This window comes from Pseudomonas sp. IT-P260 (assembly GCF_949768395.1).
GTDB classification, from domain to species: domain Bacteria; phylum Pseudomonadota; class Gammaproteobacteria; order Pseudomonadales; family Pseudomonadaceae; genus Aquipseudomonas; species Aquipseudomonas parakoreensis.
In genome coordinates, this window is sequence record NZ_CATKPO010000011.1 from 57828 (window position 1) to 82651 (window position 24824).

Sequence of the window (24824 nt, forward strand, 5' to 3'; positions counted from 1 at the left end):
CTAATCTGACAACTCACTACTCAGAGATACTGAATGGCTGGTGAAGCCCTTCGATGCTCCTATGTTGTGTTAAGTGTTGGCAGATATCTGAACCCCGCCCTAGCGGTTCGGAACTTAAACCCCGGAACTTCTCCCTCCCCATATGAAGTCCGGGGCTTTTTTTACCCAAAAATCGGCTGTAGCGCGGTCATGCTGCGTTAAAAGCGTTACTAAAAATGCTCATTTAGGTTCCCTAAACTCCGTTTTTTAGTAAAGCTTTTGCCTTGCCTCACCGCACTACAACCAATTTTCCATATCCTGATTATTCAGCCGCGGCTTCCGCACCTTTGTCCGCCAGTTCCATCCAGCCTGCCAACACAGTGTAGGCCTCTTCCAGGCCCATGCGTTTTGGCGCGGAAAACAGCTGGATCGTCACCCGATCCCCCCAGCCCTTGCGGATTTCCGACTGCACCTTGAGCAGCGTGTTCTTGGCGGCGCCGTAGGTCAGTTTGTCGGCCTTGGTCAGCAGAATGTGCATCGGCATGCCGGCGGCGACGGCCCAGTCGAGCATCAACAGGTCGAAGTCGGTCATTGGATGACGGATGTCCATCATCAGAATCAAACCCTTCAAACTCTCGCGGCCACCGAGGTATGCCTCGAGGTGACGCTGCCAGTGTTGCTTGAGCGGGATCGGTACTTTTGCATAACCGTAGCCCGGCAGGTCGACCAGACGCCGTTCATCGTCTAGCTTGAAGAAGTTCAACAGCTGTGTGCGACCCGGAGTTTTCGAGGTGCGCGCCAGGCTGGCGTGAGTCAGGGTGTTCAGTGCGCTGGATTTACCGGCGTTGGAACGACCGGCGAACGCCACTTCGAAACCTTCGTCGTCAGGGCATTGATCGACTTTGGCGGCACTGAGCATGAACGTGGACTGTTGGCACAGGCCGAGGATGGGATTCTTGAGTTGCATGGGATTTCCGATGTGGGCGGCGCCGGGATTGGGCGCGGAACGCGGTGTCGCTTCCGTTTCAGTGACGCCAGTATATAATGCCGCAGATTTTGTGTGTGCTTTGTCCCAGCGAAGGATGAAGTTCACGAGAGCCAAAGACCTTGATTGCGCATCAGAACGCAGAACGCTCTCAACCCTGAAAAGGTCGTTTTATGACGAAATGGCTGCTGGCTGCCGGAGTCCTGATACCGCTTTACGGCGCACAGGCTACACAGGAACCGGAAGCCGTGTACAACCGTGTTTGTGGTGCCTGTCATTCCGGCCAACTACCCATGGCGCCCGAAAGAGGCGATCAGGCAGCTTGGACGCCGAGGTTGGCGAAAGGTATGGAGACGCTGGTGCAACACGTGACCCAGGGTTTCAAGGCGATGCCGCCGCGTGGTTTGTGCATGGACTGCAGTGCCGAGGATTACCAGGCCATCATCCTTTGGATGAGCGAGAGTAAACCCGGTCCATAACTCTTAACCCTTAGCCGTAGTTGGATTAGCTGATGAACAAATTGATCGTGAGTCTGCTGTTGACCGTGGGAATCTCCGGCATCGCCCATGCTGCAGGTGATGCAGCAGCCGGCCAGGCAAAAGCTGCCGTGTGCGGAGCCTGCCATGGCCCGGACGGGAACAGCATGGCACCCAACTTCCCGAAACTGGCCGGTCAGGGTGAACGCTACCTCGACAAGCAGTTGCACGACATCAAGTCGGGCAAACGCCAGGTTCTGGAAATGACCGGCCTGCTGACCAACCTGAGCGATCAGGACCTGGCCGATATTGCCGCTTACTTTGCCAGTCAGAAGGGCAGCGTCGGCGCCGCCGATCCAAAAATCGTCGCCCGTGGTGAAGCCTTGTTCCGTGGCGGCAACCTGGACAAAGGCCTGCCAGCCTGCACCGGCTGCCACTCGCCGAACGGTGCCGGCAATGCCGCCGCCGGCTTCCCGCACCTGGGAGGCCAACACGCTCAATACATCGCCAAACAGCTGACCGACTTCCGCAAGGAAGAAGGCGGTCGCGCCAACGACGGCGATTCCATGCCGATGCGCACCATCGCACGCAAACTCAGCGACGAAGACATTGCTGCGGTCGCCAGCTACATTCAGGGCCTGCACTAACCGCCCTGCATCGAGCGTTACCGGTGATGGACATCTCCTGCAACGTTAACGCTCGATTAATCCGTCGCAGCAAGTATAAAAAGGGTGGCTTTGGCCGCCCTTTTTTGTGGCCGCTGCCGTTACACTACAGAACTCATGCCCGCCAGGATCTGTCTGAAAACAGGTCGCGCGAGGTGACCAAAATTGTCCAGGAGTAAAGCATGCGTAATCTGATCATCAGCGCCGCTCTCGTCGCTGCCAGCCTGTTCGGCGTGACCGCCCAGGCCGCCGAAGCACCCGCTGCCCCTTATGTCGAACTGGCCAACCCGGTGCCAGTGGCAGAGCCTGGCAAGATCGAAGTCGTGGAGCTGTTCTGGTACGGCTGCCCGCATTGCTACGCGTTCGAGCCGGTGATCAATCCCTGGGTTGAAAAACTGCCGTCCGACGTCAACTTCGTACGCATTCCTGCCATGTTCGGCGGCCCGTGGGATGCTCACGGTCAAATGTTCCTGACCCTGGAAGCAATGGGCGTCGAGCACAAGGTTCACGCTGCGGTATTCAATGCGATCCAGAAAGAACACAAGAAACTGACCGACAAGAACGACATGGCTGACTTCCTCGCCACACAAGGCGTGGACAAGGACAAGTTCCTCGCCACCTTTGACTCGTTCGCGATCAAGGGGCAGATCGTCAAGGCGCGTGAGCTGGCCAAGAAATATGAAATCACTGGCGTTCCAACCATGATCGTCAACGGCAAATACCGCTTCGACATCGGCTCTGCCGGTGGCGCCGAAGAGGCCTTGAAGCTGGCTGATCAACTGGTCGCCAAAGAGCGAGCAGCCAACAAGGCAGCTGCCAACTAAGCGCGGTCATTGCCATGCGCCGCTGGGGCACCGAACGCATCGTTGGCCTGCATGATCCGCAGGTCAACGAGCATCACCTGGAGTCCACGGGCCTGCCCGCAGACCATCGTCTGCGCTTGCTCAGCTTCAACATCCAGGTCGGCATCAGCACCGAACGCTATCGGCATTACCTGACCCGCAGCTGGCAGCACCTGCTGCCGCACACCGGGCGCTCAGGCAATCTGCAGAAGATCGGCGACCTGCTTGGCGACTTCGACCTGGTCGCCCTGCAGGAAGCCGATGGCGGCAGCCTGCGCTCAGGCTACGTCAATCAGGTCGAACACCTGGCCCACCTCGGCGCCTTCCCTTACTGGTATCAACAACTCAATCGCAACCTCGGCCGGCTGGCCCAGCACAGCAATGGCGTGCTCAGTCGACTGAAACCGTGGGCGATCGAAGACCATCCGCTGCCGGGCCCGAAAGGTCGCGGCGCAATCCTGCTGCGCTTTGGCGAAGGCCCGGAAGCGCTGGTGGTGGTGATGATGCACCTGGCCCTCGGCGCCCGGGTGCGCAGCCTGCAACTGGCCTACATTCGGGACCTGATCGGTGGCTACAAGCACCAGGTATTGATGGGCGACATGAACACCCACGCCAGCGATCTGCTACAACAGTCACCGTTACGCGATCTCGGCCTGCTGGCCCCGCAGATGCAAGCCACGTTTCCCAGCTGGCGGCCGCAGCGATGCCTGGATCATATTTTGCTCAGCCCGACCCTGACCCTGGAAAAGGTCGAAGTGCTGGCCCAACCCATTTCCGATCACCTGCCGGTCGCGGTAGAGATTCGTCTGCCGGGTTCGCTCACGGCCGATGCATTGCCCGCGTTGAGTCCTGCCCCTCGCGGAACCCCTGAATGAGCGACGACGCCCAGCGCTGGAAAGAGAAGTACCTCAAAAGTATCGAACAGCAGGACAAGCTCGAACGACGCTGGGCCGCCCGGCTCGACTTGCTGCGCCGCGGTCTGGTACGCAGCACGCTGGCTGCTGAAGGCACCGACAAGGTCGTTGATCAGTGCATGAAAGAGATGCGCGACGTGGTGCGCACCGACGACATGGATGCCGGTCTCGCCGCCCTGCTGCCGCGCCTGGAGAAAGCCGTACTCGACTCCGAGCAGCGCCGCGAGACCCGCATTGATCAGGTCAGCACCGCGTTGACCGCGCTGGTTACCCAACTGCAAGCGTTGCCGCTGCCGCGGGAAGTCGCCCAGCCGCTGAAGAAATTCGCCAAGCAACTGGACAGTCGGGTCGGCCAGGCGCGGGAAATGCCGCTGCTGCTGAGTGAACTCAGCGGTTTGCAGGGCAAAGCGTTGAGCCAGCTGGAAACCCCACCCGCGCCAGAACGCCCGGGCCTTCTGCAACGCCTGTTTGGCAATCGCGAAACCGAAGAAACGCCAGGGACGCAGGGCCCGGAGCAAGCTCAAGCGCCTGCGCCAATACCAGCGCCGCCATCAGCCAACACTGAACCTGAAGTCGAGCCCGCACAGACGCCAACAGGCGAACCGACTCCGGCACCGGTCAGCGCCGCGCCTCTGTTGCAACCGGCAGAGGGAAGCCCTCAACAGGCACCTGCAGCGCAACCGCAGGCCGAATCGCCTGTGGTTTCGTTTGTGCCGCCGGTCATTGCCATCGAGACGGCGCCCGAACCACTGCCTGAACTCAAACCGCCCCTCGAACCTCTGGCCCTGCCGCTTGCGCCACCATCACTCACTGCGGCGATCAACCCTGACGAGTTGATCCACCCGGGGGACGCCCCGGCCCCCTTGCTCCTCGACAGCCTGCCCCTGCCCGCCCCGATTGCCCAAGCCTTGGCTGCCATCGATCCGGAGCAGCCCGAGCAAGACATTCTTTACGCCCTGCCCGATTCGCCGGAGCCGTCCTACAGCTCGGTGGCCAAACACATCGAAGACACGCTGATCGGGCTGCTCGACGATCTAACCTTGCCAGAGCGCCATCGCCCGCAAGCCGAGGCCATGCGTGATCGCTTGAAAAATGGCCTGAATTGGTACGAACTCCTGCCAATTCTGGACGACCTTGCCACCTTGATGCTGGCAATCACCGACAGCGGCCAACACGAATTCGAAGCCTATCTGCAGCGGCTCAACGAACGCCTCGAAGCATTCCAGAGCAATTTGCAGGCCGCGAGCGAGGGCCATGCCGACAACAGCTCGGCAGCCCGGGCGATGGACACGCAGATTCGCGAGCAAGTCGACGGCTTGCAGACCAGCGTGCAGGAAGCGGCCGATCTGGATGATCTCAAGCGAGTGCTGGAGAACCATCTCGAAGGACTGCTCGGTACCATGGATCAGCATCAGCAACAACGCGATGCCCGCGAGCAGGAAGTGGCGGCACGTCTCAAAGGCCTGGCCGAACGTGTGGCGCACATGGAGCAGGAAGCCCTGGGCTTTCGCGAACATCTGGAAGAACAGCGACAGAAAGCCCTGATCGACCCGTTGACCGGCCTGCCCAACCGCGCTGCCTGGAGCGAACGGCTGGAACACGAGATCAGGCAATGGCAACAACACGGCAACACCTTGAGCCTGGCGATGCTCGACCTCGATCATTTCAAGCGCATCAACGACAACTACGGCCATCTGGCGGGCGACAAGGTATTGAAAATCATCGCCACGGTACTGCGCAAACGTCTGCGTGGGGCGGATTTCATTGCTCGTTTCGGTGGAGAGGAATTCGTTCTGCTGCTGCCAGCCACCACGCCGGCCGTCGGCGCCAAATTGCTGGAAACCCTGCGAGCGGCCATCGAAGCGTGCCCGTTTCACTTCAAAGGTGAGCGAGTGACGATCACGATTTCCATGGGACTGGCGTCGTTCAAGCCGGGAGAACACAGCGATCTGGTGCTTAAAAGAGCCGATCAGGCGCTGTACCGTGCTAAAAACGGCGGACGGAACCGAGTCGAACTGGGCTGAGCAAGTTGTTCCATTTTGTTTAAATCGGCCCGTCAGGCGTCGATACGCAAGGCAGTACGTTACACTGTTGCATTATTGTCTTGCGTGTACTGCCTTCTGCCATGAAATTTTTCGCCCTCCTCGCGTCGCTGCTCGTTCTGGCCGGTTGTGCCAGCGGCCCGCGTTATGACACCAGCCATCCTTCGGCCAATCACGACAGCCGCGTTCAGTTCGTGATCGTGCACTACACCTCCGCTTCCCTCGCCCGTTCGCTGCAACTGCTGACCCACGGCGAAGTCAGCAGCCACTATCTGATCGGCGACGACAAGGGCGGCACTATCTACAAACTGATGGATGAAAACCAGCGCGCCTGGCACGCCGGCGAGAGCCAGTGGCAGGGCCGTACCTGGCTAAACTCCAGCTCGATCGGCATCGAAATCGTCAATCCGGGCTTCAAGGACACGCCGACAGGGCGCCTGTGGTTCCCTTACAGTGAAGCGCAGATTCAATCGCTGATCGTTCTGCTCAAGGACATCAGCAAGCGCCAGGGCATCAGCCCGCGCCATATCATTGGCCACAGCGACATCGCGCCCCTGCGCAAACTCGACCCGGGTCCCTTGTTCCCATGGAAACGCCTGGCCGCCGAAGGCCTGGGCGTATGGCCCAATGAACAAGCGGTGGCCCGGCAGCAAGTGCAGTTCAACGCCGAACTGCCAAGCATCAGCTGGTTCCAGGAACAACTGGCGCGCGTCGGTTACGACACCCCGCAGACCGGCGAGCTGGACGTCGCGACTCGCCATGTCCTGGCAGCGTTCCAGATGCACTTTCGCCCTTCACGCTTCGACGGTACACCGGACGCACAAACGGCAGCGTTGTTGCAGGTCCTCAATCAGACAAAATAATGACGCCCGCCCGACGGTCAGGGCGAAAGCGTAATCAGCAGCTATAACTCATTGGTAATTCTTCGGATATTCCATGATGGTTGCTACCCGAGCGACGCTGCGTAGCTGGTTTTATCGCCCGTGGTTTTTGGCGATGATCGCGGCTGTCTTCAGTGCTGCATTGCTGATAGCCGGCGGAATGTTCGTCGCCATGCGCCAGATCGAACAGAACGAAAGCCAGGAAATGAACACCCAGGGCGAGCGCTTTCTGGCCCGGCTCGAACAGTTGTTCGGACAACTGCGCGAAAGTCTCGATGACCTCGAAGCGCAGCCGCTGCGCAGTTGCGACGAGGAAATGATCGCAACCCTGCAACAAGTCACCTTCAACTATCGCTTCGTCTATGAAGCGGCCTACATGGATGGTGCGCGGATATGCTCCAATCGGCCCCGTCAGGAAGGACTGTCGGTGGTTCGCGCACCGGATATCAAAGGACCGACCTACAGCTACTGGCTCAACACCACCACCGAACCGGATGAAAACCGTGCTGCGCTGATGCTCGGGCGCGGCAATTTTCGCGTGGCGACATCTCGCGGGCATTTGACCGACATGGTCGACCTGCCGCCGGACAGCAGCCTGCTGGTGGTGCTGGACCACGGCAAACGGGCGATTCCGGTGCTGGGCACCGCGCAGACGTGGCCACCAACCGAAGCGTGGCCACCCAAAAGCCGCGCGCCCCTGCAAGTCACCCAGTCACGGCTGATCTACCGCATGCCAACCAACAATCCGGAATACCAGTTGGTGCTGATCACCCCGCGCAGCGGCATGCATATTCCCAGCGTCTGGTGGTGGATGGTGCCGATCTGCCTGCTGCTGGGGGCATTTGTCGGATTCTTTGTGTTTTTGCTGGTGCGCCAGCGCCAGTCACTGGACGCCGAACTCCAGGGCGCCATTCGACGTGGCGAGCTGCAAGTGTTGTATCAGCCGATCTTCGATCTTGATAGCCGCAATTGCGTAGGCGCCGAAGCCCTGCTGCGCTGGCGTCGCCCGGACGGCACGCTGACCAGTCCCGATCTGTTCATTCCATTGGCGGAAAACACCGGGCAGATCCGGCAGATGACGGACTTTGTCCTGCAACGGCTGCTGGAACAACTGGGACCGGTGCTGCGCGCCAATCCGCAGCTGTACATTTCGGTCAACCTCGCCGCCTGCGACGTGATGGTGCCGCGCATCGGCCAGGTCATGGCCAGGCTGCTGACGCTGCACCGGGTCGCCGCGCGACAGATAGCCTTTGAAGTCACCGAGCGCGGACTGATCGACGTGGTGGTGGCGCGGGAGAACCTGCAAGCCTTGCGCGATGTCGGCCATCAAGTGCTGATCGATGACTTCGGTACCGGTTATTGCAGCCTCGCCTACCTGCAGACGCTGCCAGTGGATTGCCTGAAGATCGACAAGGCCTTCATCGACGCGCTCGGCCATGATGCGGCCAGCAGCGGCGTTGCGCCGCACATCATTCACATGGCGCAGGCTCTGGAGTTGAAGGTGATTGCCGAAGGCATCGAGCACGAAGCGCAAGCCGTGTTTCTCAGCAGTGAGGGGGTCAAGTTCGGTCAGGGCTGGCTGTTCGCCCAGGCCCTGAGTGCGGTGCAGTTCATCGAACTGATCACCCGTGGACGGCGCCTCACCGGGCGCCGGCTGGACGACGAAGCCTAGACCGCCAGCGCCATGTAGAACTGCGTGCCCTGCCCCGGCCGCGAATAGACGCCCATCCGCCCGCCATGCAACTGGACGATTTCCTTGCACAGCGCCAGACCCAGCCCGGCGCCACCCTTCTTGCGCCCGACCTGCACAAACGGCTCGAAAATCCGCCCCTGCTGACCGTAGGCAATGCCTTCGCCGTTGTCTTCGACGCTGATGATCACCCGTTCGCCATGCCGCCGCGCCTGCAGGCGAATCTGGCCGTCGCGGGCGGTATGGCGCAGAGCGTTGTCGATCAGGTTGTCGAGTACCCGCTCAAGCTGTGCCTGATCGGCCTGCAGACGCGGCAACGGCCCTTGCACTTCGACGCTCAGGGCAATGCCTTTGCCCGCAGCGCAATCGGCGAAGCGCGACTGCGCCTGCTCCAGCAAATCTTCGATGGAGCACGGCGCCAGAGTGAGTTTCTGCAACCCGTTCTGATAGCGCGAGAAGTTGAGCAAATCGTTGATCAACTGCATCAAGCGCTGCATCTCTTCGTTGACCGTGTCGAGCAGGTCCGCCTCGCGTGACTCCGGGGGGAACTTCGCACGTTCGCGAAACAGGCCGAACGCCATGTGCATGCCGGTGACCGGCGTACGCAGCTCGTGGGAGGCGCGCAGCACGAACTCGCTGCGCACGCGCTCGAAGGCGCGTTGCTCGGTGACGTCGTGCAGCACCATCACCGCCCCCAGAATATGCCCCTGGATGTGACTGACCGGGGTCAAACTGTAGGTCAGCAAGCGCGATTCGCCATCAACCTCGATGCTCAAATCTTCCGGGGCGCGCTCAAGGGTGCCGCCGCGCAGCACCAGTTGCAGTTGCGCGTCGAGCTCCGGGCGCTCGAGCGCGGTGCCCAGGCCTTGGCCGAGACGGTCACTGTCCCAACCCAACTGACGCTGAGCCACTGGATTGAGGTGTTCCAGATGCCCTTCACGGTCGATCATCAACAAGCCGTCGTCGATGCTGTCGAGCACCGCCTGCAGGCGTTGCTGACCGGCCAGCAATTCGTCGACGTTGGTCGCCTGATGCTCGCGCAGCGCCTCGGCCATCAGCCCGAAGCGCTTGGTCAGCTGGTTCATTTCCATCGCCGAGGAAATCGGCAGCGTCACTTCGAAATTGCCTTGGCCGATGTTGTCCGCCGCTTTGGCCAGCGCCTCGATGGGCGCGCCAAAACGCCGGGCAATGGCGTGCGCGGTGACGAAGCCGATAATCAGCACCGCCAATCCCACCAGCCCGAGCAGACCGGAGACCAGCAGTGCCCTTTCCCGGGCGTCATGCTGCACGGCGTTGATGTTGTCCAGTGCGTGCTTGTGCTCGGTAATCAAACCGTTGCGCAAGGTGTTGAAGCGTTCCCTGAGGTCGCTGTTGCCACTGAGCACATTGCCCGGATCACGCGACATCTCGAACGCCTGGAGAAAACTCAGGTAGTCAGCCTTGGCCTGGGTAAACCCGTACTGTCGGCCATCGCCCTCTGCCTCTTGGGAAATGCCTTCATCCAGCAATTGCAGGTAATGCTGCTTTGACGCTTCGAACGCGACTGGGTCGGGCTTTTCGGCCAGCATCAGCACCAACTGGTCGCCGAGGGTCTGGCGCAATTTGAGCCCCAGGTCGAGGGTCACGAAGTTGCTGCGGATCGTTGCTTCCTGACTACCGGCCATCTGCATCACGCTGACCAGCCCGAGCAACAGCCCGAGCAAGGCGACCGTGATCAGCGCAGAGATGCTCAGAAACAAGCGAGTGCGCAACTTCATCGCCAGTTTCATCGTCGGGCGCTCACAGGTTGTACTGCTTGCGCTTGCGATACAGGGTCGACGCGTCGATGCCCAAGGTTTTCGCCGCCTGATCAAGGGTGCCTGCCGTTGCCAGCACCGCGCCAATGTGGGCTTTTTCCAGTTCATCGAGGCTCAGCGCGGCACCGACTCGCGGTGCGTTGTTCGCCGGTTGCTCGGCCATGCCGAGGTGGCTGATTTCCACGCGCTCCTGCGGGCAGATGATGCTCGCCCGCTCCACCACGTTACGCAGCTCCCGGATGTTGCCCGGCCAGCGATAACCCAGCAGCGCCTCGCGCGCCTCGTCACTAAAGCCCCGTGCCGGGCGCGCGTACTCTTTGACGAAACGCGCGAGAAAGCGGTCGGCCAGGGTCAGGATGTCCTCGGCACGTTCGCGCAATGGCGGCAGATGCAGGGTGATCACATTGAGGCGATACAACAGGTCTTCACGGAAGCGCCCGTCGCGCACCATGTCCTCAAGATTGAGGTTGGTCGCGGCAAGAATCCGCACATCGGCGCGGCGGGTCACCGGATCCCCTACCCGCTCATATTCCTTGTCTTGAATGAAACGCAGCAATTTTGGTTGCAACGTCAAAGGAAAGTCGCCGATCTCGTCGAGAAACAGTGTGCCGCCGTCTGCTTGATTGACCCGACCCAAGGTGCTTTCGCTGGCCCCGGTGAACGCACCGCGACTGTGGCCGAACAGCTCGCTCTCCATCAGTTCCGCAGTCAACGACGGGCAGTTGATGGTCACGCAGGATTTCTTCTCGCGCTTGCTCCAGCCGTGAATGGCCCGGGCCAGCTCGCCTTTACCTGTGCCGGATTCGCCGAGAATAAGGATGTTGGCGTCGGTACCGGCGACCTGCCGCGCAGTTTCCAGCACGACTTTCATCGCCGGGCTGTGGGAGTCGAGGCCGTCCTTGGGTTTGCGGATCTCGCCTTCGAGGGCTTCCAGACGCGCCGAGAGCTGGCGTACTTCCAGTTGCTTGGCGGTGGCGAGGCGCAACTGGTCGGGGCTGCACGGTTTGACCAGATAATCGGCGGCGCCCGCCTGGATCGCGTCCACCGCGGTATCAACCGCCGAGTGGGCGGTGACAATGACCACGCGCATCCATGGCGCCTGAATGCGCATCTGCGCCAGTACGTCGAGACCGTTGTCCTCACCCAGACGCAAATCAAGGAAGCACAGGTCAAACACCTGACGTTGCAACAATGCCTCGGCCTGAGCCGCGCTGTTGGCGGTGGCCACTGTGTAACCTTCGTCTTCAAGGCAGTAACGAAAGGTTCGCAGGATGGCGGACTCATCGTCCACCAGCAGAATGCGGCCTTGATGCTCAGTGGCGGATTCCATTTTTCCTACGCTCCATAGTGATTGATCTTGGGTTAGTCCCGGAAAAATCGGGCAAGTTGCATGGTTGATTCTGAACGATGCGAGCCATAGGAGGGTAGCTCTCTCCTGCCTTAACGGCCAATCCATTGATTTTGTTGAGTTTTTAAACAATCACCGATTCGCAGCGGCAACCCTGCGTCCATTTCTGACATCCAGGACGTGCTCTCAATTCCATAAGAATGAAATCTCCTACGAAATAATCGTGCATTCCGCACGACCGCAGACGACTCATCGTGCAGGATGCGTCCATCGCTGAATTTTAACCAATTGTAAACTATTGATTTTATTGAATATTTTTCAATGAAAAAACTGGCATGCAGCCTGCAATAACTCATTCAGCCCGGGCAGATTCCACTGCCCCAACCGAACAAGAGTGAGGAACCCAGGATGACTCGCCAACGTGCCGCCCAAGTGCGTATCTCGCCACTGCATATCCAGCAAGGCCTGTTTGGCGTACTTGCACTGTTGATCACCCTGATCGCCTGCCAGCAATACCTGAGCTGGGAAAACAGCCAGAAGCCTGAGCCACTGATCTCGATTCAACACAGCACGCAGACGCACTTCAGCGCCGTCAGCAGCAGTCAGGCCGAAAGTGCTTCGATGCGCATGATGGATGTCGATCAGCCGCAGCCGCTGGATCAACTTCCACGTGAAGAGCGCTGGGTTTTCTGACGAACCAACGAATTCGGGCGCCTGGCGCCAGGACACGCAATATCCCTAAATAGAGAAGTAAGGAGAATCACCATGTTGAGTTGGGCAATTACATTCTTGATCATTGCCATCATCGCCGCCGTCTTGGGCTTCGGTGGTATCGCGGGCACCGCCACGGGTATCGCCAAGATTCTCTTTGTCGTGTTCCTGGTGATGTTCATCGCTTCCTTCTTCTTTGGCCGTCGCGGCCGAGGTTAACGATGATTGCGTTAAAGACACTGGCAGCCGCCCTGCTTCTGGGCGGTAGTGCCATGGCGATCGCGGCCAATGATGGCCAGGCGCGGGTCAACGAGCTGCTCAGCTCCGACCCGCAATACCGGGAAACCTGGCAAGGCGTCGTGAAGCATGAAGAGCGCCTCCCGGAGTGGGTGATGAACCTGTCCGGTACGCCAGAGCAGCAGATGAATGCCGTGACCGAAGATGGCGACAAGTATCTGGTCGGCCCGCTCTGCGAATCCGCAGACAAGTGCCTCAACCACCGCTTGATCGTAGCGTTCAGCTTCGACAAGAAAGATGCCTACGCCATGCTCGTCGATGTGCCCGAAGGACTGCCGGCCGACAAGTCGCCAACGCGACATGCCACTTACCGCTTCCTCGGCAAACCGGATCAGGGCATGCAGAACCTGCTGATGGAAACGCTGAAGAACGATCCGAACTGGTACTGATTCGAACATGAGGGCAGCGCCCCGCTGCCCTTTATTGCGCCTGCCCGAGGAAGGCCGGCGCATGACCAGGGGGCCGGGACGTTCTGACTGTTACAGGGTCGGAGTGACCTACGGGTACAGGGAGTGCCTGCGCGAGGGCCGGGTCAGGGTAAAAGCTGCGACGCAGGTTCGCCGACCCTCAGCGGCTCGACGGACTTGCGCTGAGCTTTGCGCGATACAAAACATTGATCCAGAGCGTTCTGCTCGCCTTTTTATGGTTCAGACTGCGCGCGAAAACATTTCGCCGTGTTTCCTGGCGACCGTATATCGAGAAAGAGCCCCTTTAAACTGTGGGACTTCTAGTCTGCAAATGTAGGCTTTTTCCTGAATTTTTCGATGAATTCACTCGTTCAAAAAACAACCAACCTAAGCTGAAATGGCCGGTTCACGGCACTTATGCCGGCTGAAATGTCGTAATCGAACCGCTTGGGACGCCAGTTTCATTTAAAAAATCTCATGCCGATTCGGCATAGGGTAGGCGTTTACGGCATTAGACGGCGCAACCTTGCATCGGAATAGTTGCGCCTTTTTTCGCCTGCCGAAGAGCCGTAAATACGCGCTTCGGGGCACCTTATACGGAGGCAGATGCACAGACTTTTCCGCTAAAGAGCGTTCCAGTTGCTGCATGTGCCTGAGTCAAACGCAAGTAAGGGTAAAGATAATGAAGAAGGCAAAACTCAGCCTCGCCTGGCAGATCCTCATCGGTCTGGTTTTAGGGATTGCAATTGGTGCGTTGCTCAACCACTTCAGTGCCGAAAAAGCCTGGTGGATCAGCAACGTCCTGCAACCGGCAGGCGATATCTTTATCCGTCTGATCAAGATGATCGTGATTCCGATCGTCATCTCCTCCCTGATCGTCGGCATCGCCGGCGTGGGCGACGCCAAGAAACTCGGGCGTATCGGCCTGAAGACCATCATCTACTTCGAAGTCGTCACCACCATCGCGATCATCGTCGGCCTGCTGCTGGCCAACCTGTTCCACCCGGGTGCCGGCATCGACATGAGCACCCTGGGCACCGTGGATATCTCCAAGTACCAGGCGACCGCCGCCGAAGTACAACATGAACACGCGTTCATCGAGACCATCCTCAACCTGATCCCGTCGAACATCTTCGCGGCCATGGCCCGCGGCGAAATGCTGCCGATCATTTTCTTCTCCGTACTGTTCGGTCTCGGTCTGTCGAGCCTGCAGTCGGACCTGCGCGAGCCGCTGGTGAAGATGTTCCAGGGCGTCTCGGAAAGCATGTTCAAAGTCACCCACATGATCATGAACTACGCCCCGATCGGCGTGTTCGCCCTGATCGCGGTGACTGTGGCCAACTTCGGTTTCGCCTCGCTGCTGCCGCTGGCCAAGCTGGTGATCCTGGTTTACGTCGCCATCGCTTTCTTCGCTTTCGTGGTGCTGGGCCTGATCGCCAAGCTGTTCGGCTTCTCGGTGATCAAGCTGATGCGCATCTTCAAGGATGAGCTGGTCCTGGCTTACTCCACCGCCTCCTCGGAAACCGTGCTGCCACGCGTCATCGAGAAGATGGAAGCCTATGGCGCACCGAAAGCCATCTGCTCCTTCGTGGTGCCGACCGGTTACTCGTTCAACCTCGACGGTTCGACCCTGTACCAGTCGATCGCAGCGATCTTCATTGCCCAGCTGTACGGCATCGACCTGTCGATCAGCCAGCAACTGCTGCTGGTCCTGACGTTGATGGTCACCTCCAAAGGCATCGCCGGCGTACCGGGGGTGTCCTTTGTGGTGCTGCTGGCGACGCTGGGCAGTGTCGGTATCCCGCTGGAAGGCCTGGCGTTCATCGCCGGTGTCGACCGCATCATGGACATGGCCCGTACCGCACTGAACGTGATCGGCAACGCCCTGGCGGTACTGGTTATCGCACGCTGGGAAGGCATGTACGACGACGCCAAGGGCCAGCGCTACTGGAACTCCCTGCCGCACTGGCGCAGCAAGGAAAAACTGCCGGCTGGTGAAATCTCCAAGAACTGATTTCTGAAACCTGTGGAGATTGGCTTTTCTGTGGGAGCGAGCCTGCTCGCGAAGGTGGAGTGTCATTAAGCAATGAGGTGACTGGCAAGACGCTTTCGCGAGCAGGCTCGCTCCCACAGGGGATGTGAGCCAAGCCACAAATGAGGCACACACAAACCCCGGCGCAATCCGGGGTTTGTCGTTTCTGGCGACCCCGCTATCATTCGCCGCATCTTCCGGGGGATTTGACTGATGCTTAATGGCCTGTGGCTTGGCTTCTTCGTCGTGGCAGCAATATCTGCGCTGGTGCAGTGGCTGGTCGGCGGCAACGCCGGGATATTCGCGGCGATGGTGGAAAGCATTTTCGCCATGGCCAAACTCTCGGTCGAGGTCATGGTCCTGCTGTTCGGCACGCTGACCCTGTGGCTGGGCTTTCTGCGCATCGCCGAAAAAGCCGGGATCGTCGAGTGGCTGGCGAAAGTGCTGGGCCCGCTGTTCCTGCGGCTGATGCCGGAAGTCCCGGCCGGACACCCGGCGCTCGGTCTGATTACCCTGAACTTCGCCGCCAATGGCCTGGGCCTGGACAACGCCGCCACCCCAATCGGCCTCAAGGCCATGAAGGCGCTGCAGGAGCTCAACCCCAGCGCGACCATCGCCAGCAACGCGCAGATCCTGTTCCTGGTACTCAACGCCTCGTCCCTGACCCTGTTGCCGGTGACCATCTTCATGTACCGCGCCCAGCAAGGCGCACCGGATCCGACCCTGGTATTCCTGCCGATTCTGCTGGCGACCAGTTGCTCGACTATTGTCGGCTTCCTTTCGGTGGCGTTCATGCAACGCCTGCGCATCTGGGACCCGGTGGTGCTGGCCTATCTGATTCCCGGCGCACTGATCCTCGGCGGCTTCATGGCGCTGCTGGCGACGATGTCGGCCACGGCGCTGGCCGGGCTGTCGTCGATCCTTGGCAACCTGACGCTGTTCGGCCTGATCATGCTGTTTCTGGTGATCGGCGCATTACGCAAGGTCAAGGTCTACGAGGCATTTGTCGAGGGCGCGAAGGAGGGCTTCGACGTCGCCAGGAACCTGCTGCCGTATCTGGTGGCGATGCTCTGTGCGATTGGCGTACTGCGCGCATCCGGAGCGTTGGACTTTGGCCTGGACGGCATCCGCCATCTGGTGCAGTGGGCCGGTTGGGACACGCGCTTTGTCGACGCGCTGCCGACGGCGATGGTCAAACCGTTCTCCGGCAGCGCCGCCCGGGCGATGCTGATCGAGACCATGAAGACCTCCGGCGTCGACAGCTTCCCGTCACTGGTGGCGGCGACGATTCAGGGCAGTACCGAGACCACGTTCTATGTGCTGGCAGTGTATTTCGGTGCGGTGGGGATTCAGCGCGCAAGGCACGCCGTTGGATGCGCGCTGCTGGCTGAATTGGCCGGCGTACTCGGCGCCATCGGCGTGTGCTACTGGTTCTTTGGTTGAAGCAAAAGATCGCAGCCTTCGGCAGCTCCTACAAAGGCACGCATAACCCTGTAGGAGCTGCCGAAGGCTGCGATCCTGGCGACTTCAGGGTTTAACTGGAGCCAATTGCTGGCCTTGCTGAACAGCCCACGCAACCACCTTGGCCGTCAGCCGATCACTGGCCTGTCCAAACCCGGCAACGACCGCCGGCACCTGCACATCGCTCAGCGGTTGGCGCTCTTCAAAGCGCCGACTGGCGAGAATCTTCTGGTCATAGCCGCGCACCAGCAACGCATCGACGCGCACCACGACGCTGGCCTGATTGCCCTGATACTCGGTCTGAAACGCCTGCAAACTGCCGCCCAGTTCCAGATCCGCGGCAAAGTTGCTGTCATCGGTACTGAGTAGCGTCACCCGACCATCGCGGGCAAAGCCATCGAGCAGCCGATTTCGCACCAGCACCGGCGCCGGATCGCTCCAGCGCGAGGCCTTGTAGCTGCTGATCACGTCACCCTGTGGAATCACCGCGATGTTCGGCCGGTTCAGCGCTTCGCTGGCCTGCAATTTGTTCAGGCGCAGCGACCAGTGTTGGGTCGCCGCCGAACTGGCCGAGGCGGGCGCTTGCGCGGCGGGCAGGCGATAGACATCCGAAGGTTCGGCCTTGGGCAGGATCGAGCACGCCGAGAGCAGGGTGAAACTGGCGAGGAAGGCGAAGTGAGTCAGCTTCATGGGGTGAATTCCTTGTTCTTGTCACTGCCCAGCAGGTAGCCGCTGGGGTTGGCCTCAAGGCGTTGGGAAATGCCGCGCAGCGAGGTCAGGGTTTCGCGCAGTTCGCGGATCGCCGGCGCCAGGCCATTGAGGCCCTGCATACCGTTGTCGAGCGAGTTCTGGTTCTTGCTCAGCAGGCCATTGATGGTGGCGCTGCTTTGCTCCAGCGACTTCATCGCCTGCTCGGCACTGCCCAGCGCCTGCTTGCCCTGATCGTTGAGCAGGCCGTTGGCGTTGCGCATCAGCGCCGAGGTTTGCTCGAGCATGCTGCCGGCTTGTTTGCCGACGCTCGCCAGTTGCTGCATGGCCTGACGCAAGTCGCCGCGCTGATCGTTGATCGAACCGGTGGTCTGTTCCAGATGCGCCAGGGTGTTGCTGACGCGCTCGACGTTCTCCGGGGAAAACATCTGGTTGGCATTGTTCAACAGGGCGGTGACGCCGGTCATCAGGTCGTTGCTGTCGTTAAGCAGCCGGGAAATGGGCGAAGGCGACGCGACGATGGTCGGCAATTCGCCGTCGTGTCCGCGCAGTTTCGGACTCTCCGGGGTGCCGCCGCTGAGCTGGATGATCGAAGTGCCGGTGATCCCGGCCAGCGCCAGTTTGGCCTGGGTGTCTTCCTTGACCGGGGTGTCACCGCCCAGACGAATCCGCGCCAGCACCCGGCGCGGGTCTTTCGGGTCGAGGCGCAGGCTGACCACGTCACCGACCTTGATCCCGCTGTACTGCACAGGGCTGCCCTTGGACAGACCGCTGACCGCCTCATTGAAGACGATTTCATAATCCTTGAACTCGCTGTCGACGCTGGACTTGGCCAGCCACAGACCGAAGAGCAGGGCGCCCGCAACGACAATTACGGCGAACAGGCCGATCAACACATGATGGGCTCGGGTTTCCATGTCAGACCTCGTTGAGCAATTTGGCGGCGTCCAGCGCCGAGCGGCCACGCGGGCCGTGGAAGTATTCGTGAATCCACGCGTCATCGGTTTCCGAGACCACGTCGATCGGGCCGGCGACCAGTACCTTCTTCTGCGCCAGCACCGCCACACGGTCGGTGATGGTGTAGAGCGTGTCGAGGTCGTGGGTCACCAGAAACACGCTCAGGCCCAGCGCATCGCGCAGGGTCAGGATCAGTTGATCGAACTGCGCCGCGCCAATCGGATCGAGGCCGGCGGTGGGTTCGTCGAGAAACAGGATGTCCGGGTCCAGCGCCAGCGCCCGGGCCAGCGCGGCGCGCTTGATCATCCCGCCGGACAGCGACGCCGGGTATTTGTCCGCCGCCGACAGCGGCAGCCCGGCCAGCGCCAGCTTCACCGCCGCCAGATGCTCGGCGTCGTTGCGGCTCAGACCGGCGTGTTCGATCAGCGGCAGGGCGACGTTCTCGGTCACCGTCAGCGAGGAAAACAACGCGCCTTTCTGGAACAGCACGCCGAAACGCCGCTCGACCAGTGAGCGCTCATGCTCGGACAGGCTCGGCAGGTTCTGCCCGAACACCTTTACGTTGCCTTCGCTGGGCCGGCGCAGGCCGACAATGCTGCGCAACAGCACCGATTTACCGCTGCCGGAGCCGCCGACCACGGCGAGGATTTCACCTTTGTACAAATCCAGATCGAGATTCTCGTGCACGCTCTGGCTGCCAAAGCGATTGCACAGGCCACGGACTTCGATCACCGCCTCCGAGGGCGCAAGGGGTAGACGACTCACCAGCCCATCTCCATGAAGAACAGCGCAGCCACCGCGTCGAGCACGATCACCACGAAAATCGACTGCACCACGGCGGATGTGGTGTGCGCGCCGACCGATTCGGCGCTGCCACTGACCTTGAAGCCTTCCAGGCAACCAATGGTCGCAATCAGGAAGGCAAACACCGGAGCTTTCACCAGGCCAACCAGAAAGTGCTGAATGCCGATGTCGCTTTGCAACAGCGAGAGGAACATCGCCGGCGAAATCCCCAGCGACACCGCGCACACCACGCCACCACCAATGATCCCGCAGAGCATCGCCAGAAACGTCAGCATCGGCAGCGCCACCAGCATCGCCAATACCCGCGGCACTACCAGCAGCTCCATCGGATCGAGGCCGAGGGTGCGGATTGCGTCGATCTCTTCGTTAGCCTTCATCGAACCGATCTGCGCGGTAAACGCGCTGGCGGTGCGTCCGGCCATCAGGATTGCCGTGAGCAGCACACCGAACTCACGCAGGAAGGAGAAGCCCACCAAGTCCACGGTAAAGATCGTCGCACCGAAACTGGCCAGCACCGTGGCACCGAGAAACGCCACCACCGCGCCCACCAGAAAGGTCAGCAGCGCCACAATCGGCGCGGCGTCGAGGCCGGTCTGTTCGATGTGGGCGACGACGGGGGTGATGCGCCAGCGCTTGGGACGAAACAGGCTGCGGGCGATGGTTTCGAGGATCAGGCCAATGAAACCCAGTACTTGCAAGGTGTCCTGCCAGACCGTTTCCACCGCGCGCCCGATGCGGGTCAGCAATTGCACGCTGACGCTGACTTCCGGCTCCTTGATCGGCACACAGAAGTCGGTCAGCGAGCGATACACCGTTTGCAGCAGCGCGCGGTCAGCCTGGGAAATCGTGCAGTCAGGATGTTCGGCGGAGCGGCCCAGACGCTCGGAACCGAGCAGCTCCACCAGCAACGAAGCGCCCGCAGTGTCGAGGGCACCGAGGCTGTTGAGGTCGACCACGGTGTTGGCGTCGTACTGGCCGGTCAGTTGTTCGGTCAGGTGCTTGAGGTCGGCGTAATGGGCAAGCGTCCAGTCCCCGGAAACCCGCAGGCGGGCAGGGCTGATTGACGTGTCCAGTTGGGCATTACCGCTCATTGAGCTGCTGATCATAAGCTCCGTGCTTGTTCGGCTATTAAGCGAACTAACGTAATAGCACGAACCGGATTACTTTTCTTTGATCGCTGTGCTGTCTGTCACTTTGAAACGCAGCACGCCGATCACCTGACCGTCTTCAGTCAGCACCCGCACCTGCCACTTGCCCGCCGGGTTACCGGGAAAGTTCTGCTTGTGCGTCCAGGCCCGGTAGCCTTCCTTGCGCCCGCCGTGGATGTCGAGGGCGATGCGATCGACCTCTTTGCCGTCGAACTGCCACACATGGTAGATGCGTTCATCCAGCCCGCGCGGCGCGTTGATTGCGGTGTAGGCGTAGAGACCGCCGTTGCGGATCTGCTCGGCGCTGACCTCGTCGAGGCTGGCGCCAGGCGTGCGGTCCTGCAACTGCGTACTGATCGCCACGTCGGTCATCCACAGCGTCGCCGGTGGCACCCACGAGCGCAGGGTCCAGCCGACCGCGCCGATGCCGACGGTGATGCACAGAATGGCCAACGCATTGCGCACGGTACGGATCGGGAAGATCGACGCCAGACTCGGGAACGACAGCACCACCGCCGTACCCAATGCCCATTTGAAACTCTGTGCGGTGGTCAGGTGCATGATCACCGGCAGCGCAGTGAGCAGGGCGGCGAACAGGGTCAGGGTGTGCAACGCGAGAAACGCCCAGCGCCGTGGCGCCAGCCATTTGTAGTAGAGCGGATCGACAATCGAGATCAGCGCGGCGATGCATAGCAGGCCGGTGAAGATCAGTTGGCCGCTGTTCCACGTAGTCGTGATGAAGAAGAACGGCAGGACGAAAAACAGACTTTCCTGGTGGATCATCTGCGTTGCATAGCGCAGCAGCGGCTGGGGGATTTCCCGCTTGAAGATGCGCGTGAACAGCCCGGTCAGGGTGTTTTCCAGCATCAGCCAGATCCAGCTGAGCAGCATGATGATGGTGATCCAGCTCGCCAGGCCCTGCTGGCGATCGACCAGAATGAAACTGCCGACCCCGGAGATGAAACCACCGAGCGCAATGACCCCGGGATAGCGCTTCATCAATTCGAGGATGCGCTGGATCAGGAGGGGGATTTTCTGCATGGTGGCGGTTCACGACTGGATAGGGAAAAACCTCGACAGAGTACCGTCCGCCGGGCGAGGTGGCGAGGCTCCCGGTCAGTAAAATCACGCAGCCCCCCTGTGGGAGCGAGCCTGCTCGCGAATGCGGTGGGTCATACAACATTGCATCAACTGACACGACGCCTTCGCGAGCAGGCTCGCTCCCACAGGGTCAGTGTTCGGCGGGTTTTCGACGGTGATGCAGGCGCCAGCCGATCAGGATCAACAGCAGAACCCCGAGACCACCGGCAATCAGCCACAAAACTTCATCATCACTGAGCAACGGCTTTTCGATCCGCAGATACCCCGGCTGCAACAGCAACTCGCGCATGGCCTTGTTCGCCGTTTCCAGGGTCACGCCTTGCAGCTCGCGGGCGGGGTTGGCAAAGTGCCCGTCCTCGTAGTCGCCCAGCGCGCTCCAGTAGTAGTCCGCCATCGCGCTGTTGCCCTGTACCGCCCAGGCCTGATGGGCGATGGCGGCCTGTTTGATCCGGGCGAAGGTGTCGGGGTCGAGGCCGTTTTTCAGCAGGTCGGCCTTGAGGTCTTCCAGCACTTGTTTGGCCTCGACAAGATCATCGCGATCAACATCGGCATTGAGGCTCATGAAACCGACCCCGCCGAACACTTCACGCTCGGCCCACGGCCCGTAGGACAAGCCATGGTTCAGGCGAATCTGCCGGTACAGTGCCCAGTCGAGGTAGTCCTTGAGGATGTCGAAGGTCTCGTCGTACTGATCGTCAAGCATCGGCTCCGGCACCAGCCAGTGCAATTTGGCGCTGTCGCCGATGAAGCCGCGGGTAAGGGTGCGTTCATGGGCGGCGCTGGTGCGGATGTCCGGCAACTCACGGTGCTCGGCCGGATCCACCGCTTCGAGCGCGCCCCAAGTGCGTTCCAGATAGGCCGGCAGCAGTTTGTCGAGTTCACCGACGACGATCAGCGTCATATTGTTCGGCGCGTACCAGGTCTTGCGCACCTTCTCCAGTTGCTGCTGGGTCAGGTGCCCGACCTCGGCGCGTTGCGGGCATTTCAGGCCCAGCTCCACCGCCAGCTGATTGCTGGCGGTGTGGCCCAGGTCCTGGCGGTCGAGAAAACGTTGCAGACGCGTGTAATGGCCGCCGTCCTCGCGCTCGACTACGCGCTTGGCGGCGTTGATCGCATTGTCGTCAATGCGGGTCTGGGTCAGCAGACCGAGCAGCAAGTCGAGCACTTTGCGCTGATTCTTCGCCGGGGCTTCGATGACGAACGTGGTGTCGGCGTTGCTGGTGAACGCGTTCCACTCGCCGCCCAACGCCTGCATGCGTTCCTCAAGGCCACCTTCGCCAGTGGCATCGACACCGCTGAACAACAAGTGCTCGAGCAGGTGCGGCAGCTCTTTTTCATCGCAATCGAAATCGTCGAGGCCGACGCCGACCACCAGACGAATCGCCACATGCCCGCGTTCAGTGCCGGGTTTGAGCAACAGCTGCAATCCGTTGGGCAGCGCATAGCCTTCGACCTGAAAGCGATCAACGGCAAAAGCGGGCAGGGAACCGAGCAACAGACAGGCGAACAACAGGCAACGCATAACAGGCTTCCGTACGGCTGATTTGGAGATCCGTGTCGCTATTCAGGCCGGCATTCGCGAGCAAGCTCGCTCCCACAGGGGAATGCATTTCAAATGTGGGAGCGAGCTTGCTCGCGAAGGTCTTGAGGCTGAATCAATGTTACTGACTGACCCCAGCCCCAGACGTTCAAGGCGAATGCGTAATGTCGGCAATATCATCCGCTTCCAGCGCTCCGGTATCTGCCGTTTCCAGCACCACGTAAGCACTGCTGCAAAACAGCGAATTCAAGCGCTTCATATCGGCAATCAGCTCCAGGTGCAGCGAACTGGTTTCCAGACTCTGCACGATCTTACGTTGCAAACGGCTGACATGGGCATGGGCCAGACGCCGTTCCTGTGCGCGAAAGCGACGTTTCTCGCGCAACAGCTGACGGGCACTTTCCTTGTCGCCGCTGAGGAACACCGACAGGCCCAGGCGCAGGTTGGCGATCAATTGCTGATGCAACCCGGCCAAATCCTCCAGGCCTTCTTCGGAAAACGACCGACGCTGGGAAGTCTTCTGCTGCTGCACTTTGCGCAGCATGCGTTCGATCAGGTCGCTGGCCAGTTTCAGGTTGATCGCCAGTTCGATGGTCTCCGCCCAGCGCCGACTGTCCTGCTCGCCGAGATCTTCGCGGGGCATTTGCGCCAGGTACAGCTTGATCGCGCTGTACAGCGCTTCGACGTCATCGGTCAGACGACGCATCTCCTGGGTTACGGCGGTCTGCTTGCCACGCAACACATCGAGCATCGCGTCGAGCATGTTGTCGATCAGATCGCCCATACGCAGGGTCTCGCGGGCCGCGTTGGCCAGCGCCAGGCTCGGTGTCGACAGTGCCGTCAAATCAAGGTGACGCGGCTTGGCGGTGCCGTTGACTTCCGGGCGCTCCGGCAGCAACCAGGCGCACAGCCGCGCCATCGGGGCGACGCTGGGCAGCAGGATCAGGCAGCGCGCGGTGTTATAGAGCAGGTGGAACCCGATGACCATTTCCTGCGGGCTGAAGTCGAGCCCGTCCATCCAGTGCACCAGCGGATCAAGCACCGGAATGATCAGCAACAGCCCGATCAGTTTGTACAACAGGCTGCCCAGCGCCACTTGCCGCCCGGCGGCGTTCTGCATGCTGGTACTCATGAACGCCAGCACGCCGCTGCCGATGTTGGCGCCGATCACCAGGCCGATCGCCACCGGCAGGCTGATCACGCTGGCGCCGGCCAGTGTGGCGGTCAGCAGCACGGCAGCGAGGCTGGAGTAGGAAATCATCGCGAACAACGCGCCAACCAGGGCGTCGAGCAGAATGTCGCCGGTCAGCGAAGCAAAAATCACCTTCACGCCTTGGGCGTGGGTAATCGGTGCGGCGGCTTCAACGATCAGTTGCAGGGCGAGAATGATCAGCCCCAGACCGATGCTGACCCGGCCCATCTGCCCGAGGCGCGTCTGTTTGCGCGACAGAAAGAAAATCACCCCGAGGAAAATCAGCAGCGGCGACAGCCACGACAGGTCAAAGGTCAGCACCCGCGCCATCAGCGCGGTACCGACGTCGGCCCCGAGCATGGTCGCCAGCGCCGGGGTCAGCGCCATCAGTCCCTGACCGACGAAGGAAGTGACGAGCATGGCCGTGGCGTTGCTGCTCTGCACCATCGCGGTCACGACGATGCCGGCGACGAACGCGAGCCAGCGTTTGGACATGTTCTGGCCGATCACATGGCGCAGATTGGTACCGTAGACCCGCAGGATGCCGGTTCGGACGATGTGCGTACCCCAGATCAGCAGGGCCACGGCAGACAGCAAATTGAGCAGGGTGAGCATGCAGACCCCCTGTAGTAGCAGCGCCCCAAAGGGGCAAGTTGACGGTACCGCGCGGTTTCTACGTTTTGATACTTAAGCTGTAGTTGGCTAACGGACTGGGCGCCAGCATTGCACAGCTAAAGTGCGGATTGAAACAAATGTGTCATGAAAACAGGTTCATCCACCTCATCTGAAATCACCGCAGTCCTACTGGTATTACGGCTGCCCCAGATTCTTCAGTACCCCTAAACAAC

The 24824-nt window shown here is 60.6% G+C and carries 22 protein-coding genes; 12 read left to right on the forward strand and 10 right to left on the reverse strand.

The window, feature by feature from the left end:
- Positions 1–301: 301 nt before the first annotated feature.
- Positions 302–946, reverse strand: a complete 645-nt coding sequence (yihA, locus tag ACM6HV_RS07195) for a ribosome biogenesis GTP-binding protein YihA/YsxC (protein ID WP_108181262.1) — start codon at positions 944–946, stop codon at positions 302–304.
- A gap of 191 nt (positions 947–1137) precedes the next feature.
- Between yihA and ACM6HV_RS07200 the strand changes: the two genes are divergently transcribed.
- The 7 genes from ACM6HV_RS07200 to ACM6HV_RS07230 all read left to right on the forward strand — a co-directional run bounded on the left by ACM6HV_RS07200 (position 1138) and on the right by ACM6HV_RS07230 (position 8456).
- Positions 1138–1443 (forward strand): c-type cytochrome, encoded by a 306-nt coding sequence (locus tag ACM6HV_RS07200; protein ID WP_047297457.1) that lies wholly within the window; start codon positions 1138–1140, stop codon positions 1441–1443.
- Between the two features lie 32 nt (positions 1444–1475).
- Positions 1476–2087: a c-type cytochrome gene (locus ACM6HV_RS07205; protein ID WP_041073681.1), complete on the forward strand. Its 612-nt coding sequence runs from the start codon at positions 1476–1478 to the stop codon at positions 2085–2087.
- A 200-nt stretch (positions 2088–2287) separates the two neighbouring features.
- Positions 2288–2929 carry a thiol:disulfide interchange protein DsbA/DsbL gene (locus ACM6HV_RS07210; protein WP_007962741.1) on the forward strand — a complete coding sequence of 214 codons (642 nt, stop codon included), beginning with the start codon at positions 2288–2290 and terminating at the stop codon, positions 2927–2929.
- A gap of 14 nt (positions 2930–2943) precedes the next feature.
- Positions 2944–3822 (forward strand): endonuclease/exonuclease/phosphatase family protein, encoded by an 879-nt coding sequence (locus tag ACM6HV_RS07215; RefSeq protein ID WP_047297455.1) that lies wholly within the window; start codon positions 2944–2946, stop codon positions 3820–3822.
- Entirely contained in the window at positions 3819–5885 is a 2067-nt protein-coding gene (locus ACM6HV_RS07220) for a GGDEF domain-containing protein (RefSeq protein WP_414903846.1), read from the forward strand. The genes ACM6HV_RS07215 and ACM6HV_RS07220 overlap by 4 nt, the downstream gene beginning before the upstream one ends.
- A gap of 101 nt (positions 5886–5986) precedes the next feature.
- Positions 5987–6766: an N-acetylmuramoyl-L-alanine amidase gene (locus ACM6HV_RS07225; protein WP_108181260.1), complete on the forward strand. Its 780-nt coding sequence runs from the start codon at positions 5987–5989 to the stop codon at positions 6764–6766.
- 76 nt (positions 6767–6842) lie between these two features.
- Complete coding sequence (locus ACM6HV_RS07230) at positions 6843–8456, forward strand: EAL domain-containing protein (protein WP_174377010.1); 1614 nt, start codon at positions 6843–6845, stop codon at positions 8454–8456.
- Here ACM6HV_RS07230 and ACM6HV_RS07235 read toward each other — a convergent pair.
- Together ACM6HV_RS07235 and algB are read right to left on the reverse strand one after the other, a co-directional pair.
- Positions 8453–10243, reverse strand: a complete 1791-nt coding sequence (locus ACM6HV_RS07235) for a KinB sensor domain-containing domain (RefSeq protein ID WP_414903847.1) — start codon at positions 10241–10243, stop codon at positions 8453–8455. The genes ACM6HV_RS07230 and ACM6HV_RS07235 overlap by 4 nt on opposite strands.
- Before the next feature lie 10 nt (positions 10244–10253).
- Entirely contained in the window at positions 10254–11600 is a 1347-nt protein-coding gene (gene algB, locus ACM6HV_RS07240; protein ID WP_047297450.1) for a sigma-54-dependent response regulator transcription factor AlgB, read from the reverse strand.
- Positions 11601–12026: 426 nt separating this feature from the next.
- Here algB and ACM6HV_RS07245 point away from each other — a divergent pair, with 426 nt between their 5' ends.
- The 5 genes from ACM6HV_RS07245 (at position 12027) to ACM6HV_RS07265 (ending at position 16508) form a co-directional block, all read left to right on the forward strand.
- Positions 12027–12311 (forward strand): hypothetical protein, encoded by a 285-nt coding sequence (locus tag ACM6HV_RS07245; RefSeq protein WP_047297449.1) that lies wholly within the window; start codon positions 12027–12029, stop codon positions 12309–12311.
- A gap of 72 nt (positions 12312–12383) precedes the next feature.
- Entirely contained in the window at positions 12384–12548 is a 165-nt protein-coding gene (locus tag ACM6HV_RS07250; protein WP_003177151.1) for a DUF1328 domain-containing protein, read from the forward strand.
- Positions 12549–12550: 2 nt separating this feature from the next.
- A complete protein-coding gene (locus tag ACM6HV_RS07255) occupies positions 12551–13015 on the forward strand; it encodes an inhibitor of vertebrate lysozyme family protein (RefSeq protein WP_414903848.1) in 465 nt (154 codons plus the stop codon).
- Between the two features lie 700 nt (positions 13016–13715).
- Positions 13716–15047, forward strand: a complete 1332-nt coding sequence (gltP, locus tag ACM6HV_RS07260; protein WP_047297447.1) for a glutamate/aspartate:proton symporter GltP — start codon at positions 13716–13718, stop codon at positions 15045–15047.
- 231 nt (positions 15048–15278) lie between these two features.
- Positions 15279–16508 (forward strand): spore maturation protein, encoded by a 1230-nt coding sequence (locus ACM6HV_RS07265; protein WP_145593897.1) that lies wholly within the window; start codon positions 15279–15281, stop codon positions 16506–16508.
- Positions 16509–16592: 84 nt separating this feature from the next.
- On the opposite strand, the gene ACM6HV_RS07270 is transcribed toward ACM6HV_RS07265, so the two are convergent.
- The 7 genes from ACM6HV_RS07270 to ACM6HV_RS07300 form a co-directional block, all read right to left on the reverse strand.
- Positions 16593–17216: an ABC-type transport auxiliary lipoprotein family protein gene (locus ACM6HV_RS07270; RefSeq protein WP_222017474.1), complete on the reverse strand. Its 624-nt coding sequence runs from the start codon at positions 17214–17216 to the stop codon at positions 16593–16595.
- The gene (locus ACM6HV_RS07275) at positions 17213–18151 is read right to left on the reverse strand and encodes an MlaD family protein (RefSeq protein WP_095667914.1); all 939 of its coding nucleotides are present in this window, start codon (positions 18149–18151) and stop codon (positions 17213–17215) included. The genes ACM6HV_RS07270 and ACM6HV_RS07275 overlap by 4 nt, the downstream gene beginning before the upstream one ends.
- 1 nt (position 18152) lies before the next feature.
- Positions 18153–18956 (reverse strand): ABC transporter ATP-binding protein, encoded by an 804-nt coding sequence (locus ACM6HV_RS07280; protein ID WP_414903849.1) that lies wholly within the window; start codon positions 18954–18956, stop codon positions 18153–18155.
- Complete coding sequence (locus ACM6HV_RS07285) at positions 18953–20101, reverse strand: MlaE family ABC transporter permease (RefSeq protein WP_145593890.1); 1149 nt, start codon at positions 20099–20101, stop codon at positions 18953–18955. The genes ACM6HV_RS07280 and ACM6HV_RS07285 overlap by 4 nt, the downstream gene beginning before the upstream one ends.
- A 54-nt stretch (positions 20102–20155) precedes the next feature.
- Positions 20156–21184 (reverse strand): DUF5924 family protein, encoded by a 1029-nt coding sequence (locus tag ACM6HV_RS07290; protein ID WP_414903850.1) that lies wholly within the window; start codon positions 21182–21184, stop codon positions 20156–20158.
- A 190-nt stretch (positions 21185–21374) separates the two neighbouring features.
- Positions 21375–22766, reverse strand: coding sequence for an insulinase family protein (locus tag ACM6HV_RS07295; RefSeq protein WP_145593886.1), 1392 nt, complete (start codon positions 22764–22766; stop codon positions 21375–21377).
- A 166-nt stretch (positions 22767–22932) separates the two neighbouring features.
- Positions 22933–24591, reverse strand: a complete 1659-nt coding sequence (locus ACM6HV_RS07300) for a Na/Pi cotransporter family protein (RefSeq protein ID WP_108181252.1) — start codon at positions 24589–24591, stop codon at positions 22933–22935.
- Positions 24592–24824 lie beyond the last annotated feature (233 nt).

Excerpts from the sequence above, each read along its gene's own strand:
- yihA (WP_108181262.1), bottom strand. The coding sequence starts at position 946 with ATGCAACTCAAGAATCCCATCCTCGGCCTGTGCCAACAGTCCACGTTC.
- ACM6HV_RS07200 (WP_047297457.1), top strand. The coding sequence starts at position 1,138 with ATGACGAAATGGCTGCTGGCTGCCGGAGTCCTGATACCGCTTTACGGC.
- ACM6HV_RS07205 (WP_041073681.1), top strand. The coding sequence starts at position 1,476 with ATGAACAAATTGATCGTGAGTCTGCTGTTGACCGTGGGAATCTCCGGC.
- ACM6HV_RS07210 (WP_007962741.1), top strand. The coding sequence starts at position 2,288 with ATGCGTAATCTGATCATCAGCGCCGCTCTCGTCGCTGCCAGCCTGTTC.
- ACM6HV_RS07215 (WP_047297455.1), top strand. The coding sequence starts at position 2,944 with ATGCGCCGCTGGGGCACCGAACGCATCGTTGGCCTGCATGATCCGCAG.
- ACM6HV_RS07220 (WP_414903846.1), top strand. The coding sequence starts at position 3,819 with ATGAGCGACGACGCCCAGCGCTGGAAAGAGAAGTACCTCAAAAGTATC.
- ACM6HV_RS07225 (WP_108181260.1), top strand. The coding sequence starts at position 5,987 with ATGAAATTTTTCGCCCTCCTCGCGTCGCTGCTCGTTCTGGCCGGTTGT.
- ACM6HV_RS07230 (WP_174377010.1), top strand. The coding sequence starts at position 6,843 with ATGGTTGCTACCCGAGCGACGCTGCGTAGCTGGTTTTATCGCCCGTGG.
- ACM6HV_RS07235 (WP_414903847.1), bottom strand. The coding sequence starts at position 10,243 with ATGAAACTGGCGATGAAGTTGCGCACTCGCTTGTTTCTGAGCATCTCT.
- algB (WP_047297450.1), bottom strand. The coding sequence starts at position 11,600 with ATGGAATCCGCCACTGAGCATCAAGGCCGCATTCTGCTGGTGGACGAT.
- ACM6HV_RS07245 (WP_047297449.1), top strand. The coding sequence starts at position 12,027 with ATGACTCGCCAACGTGCCGCCCAAGTGCGTATCTCGCCACTGCATATC.
- ACM6HV_RS07250 (WP_003177151.1), top strand. The coding sequence starts at position 12,384 with ATGTTGAGTTGGGCAATTACATTCTTGATCATTGCCATCATCGCCGCC.
- ACM6HV_RS07255 (WP_414903848.1), top strand. The coding sequence starts at position 12,551 with ATGATTGCGTTAAAGACACTGGCAGCCGCCCTGCTTCTGGGCGGTAGT.
- gltP (WP_047297447.1), top strand. The coding sequence starts at position 13,716 with ATGAAGAAGGCAAAACTCAGCCTCGCCTGGCAGATCCTCATCGGTCTG.
- ACM6HV_RS07265 (WP_145593897.1), top strand. The coding sequence starts at position 15,279 with ATGCTTAATGGCCTGTGGCTTGGCTTCTTCGTCGTGGCAGCAATATCT.
- ACM6HV_RS07270 (WP_222017474.1), bottom strand. The coding sequence starts at position 17,216 with ATGAAGCTGACTCACTTCGCCTTCCTCGCCAGTTTCACCCTGCTCTCG.
- ACM6HV_RS07275 (WP_095667914.1), bottom strand. The coding sequence starts at position 18,151 with ATGGAAACCCGAGCCCATCATGTGTTGATCGGCCTGTTCGCCGTAATT.
- ACM6HV_RS07285 (WP_145593890.1), bottom strand. The coding sequence starts at position 20,101 with ATGATCAGCAGCTCAATGAGCGGTAATGCCCAACTGGACACGTCAATC.
- ACM6HV_RS07290 (WP_414903850.1), bottom strand. The coding sequence starts at position 21,184 with ATGCAGAAAATCCCCCTCCTGATCCAGCGCATCCTCGAATTGATGAAG.
- ACM6HV_RS07295 (WP_145593886.1), bottom strand. The coding sequence starts at position 22,766 with ATGCGTTGCCTGTTGTTCGCCTGTCTGTTGCTCGGTTCCCTGCCCGCT.
- ACM6HV_RS07300 (WP_108181252.1), bottom strand. The coding sequence starts at position 24,591 with ATGCTCACCCTGCTCAATTTGCTGTCTGCCGTGGCCCTGCTGATCTGG.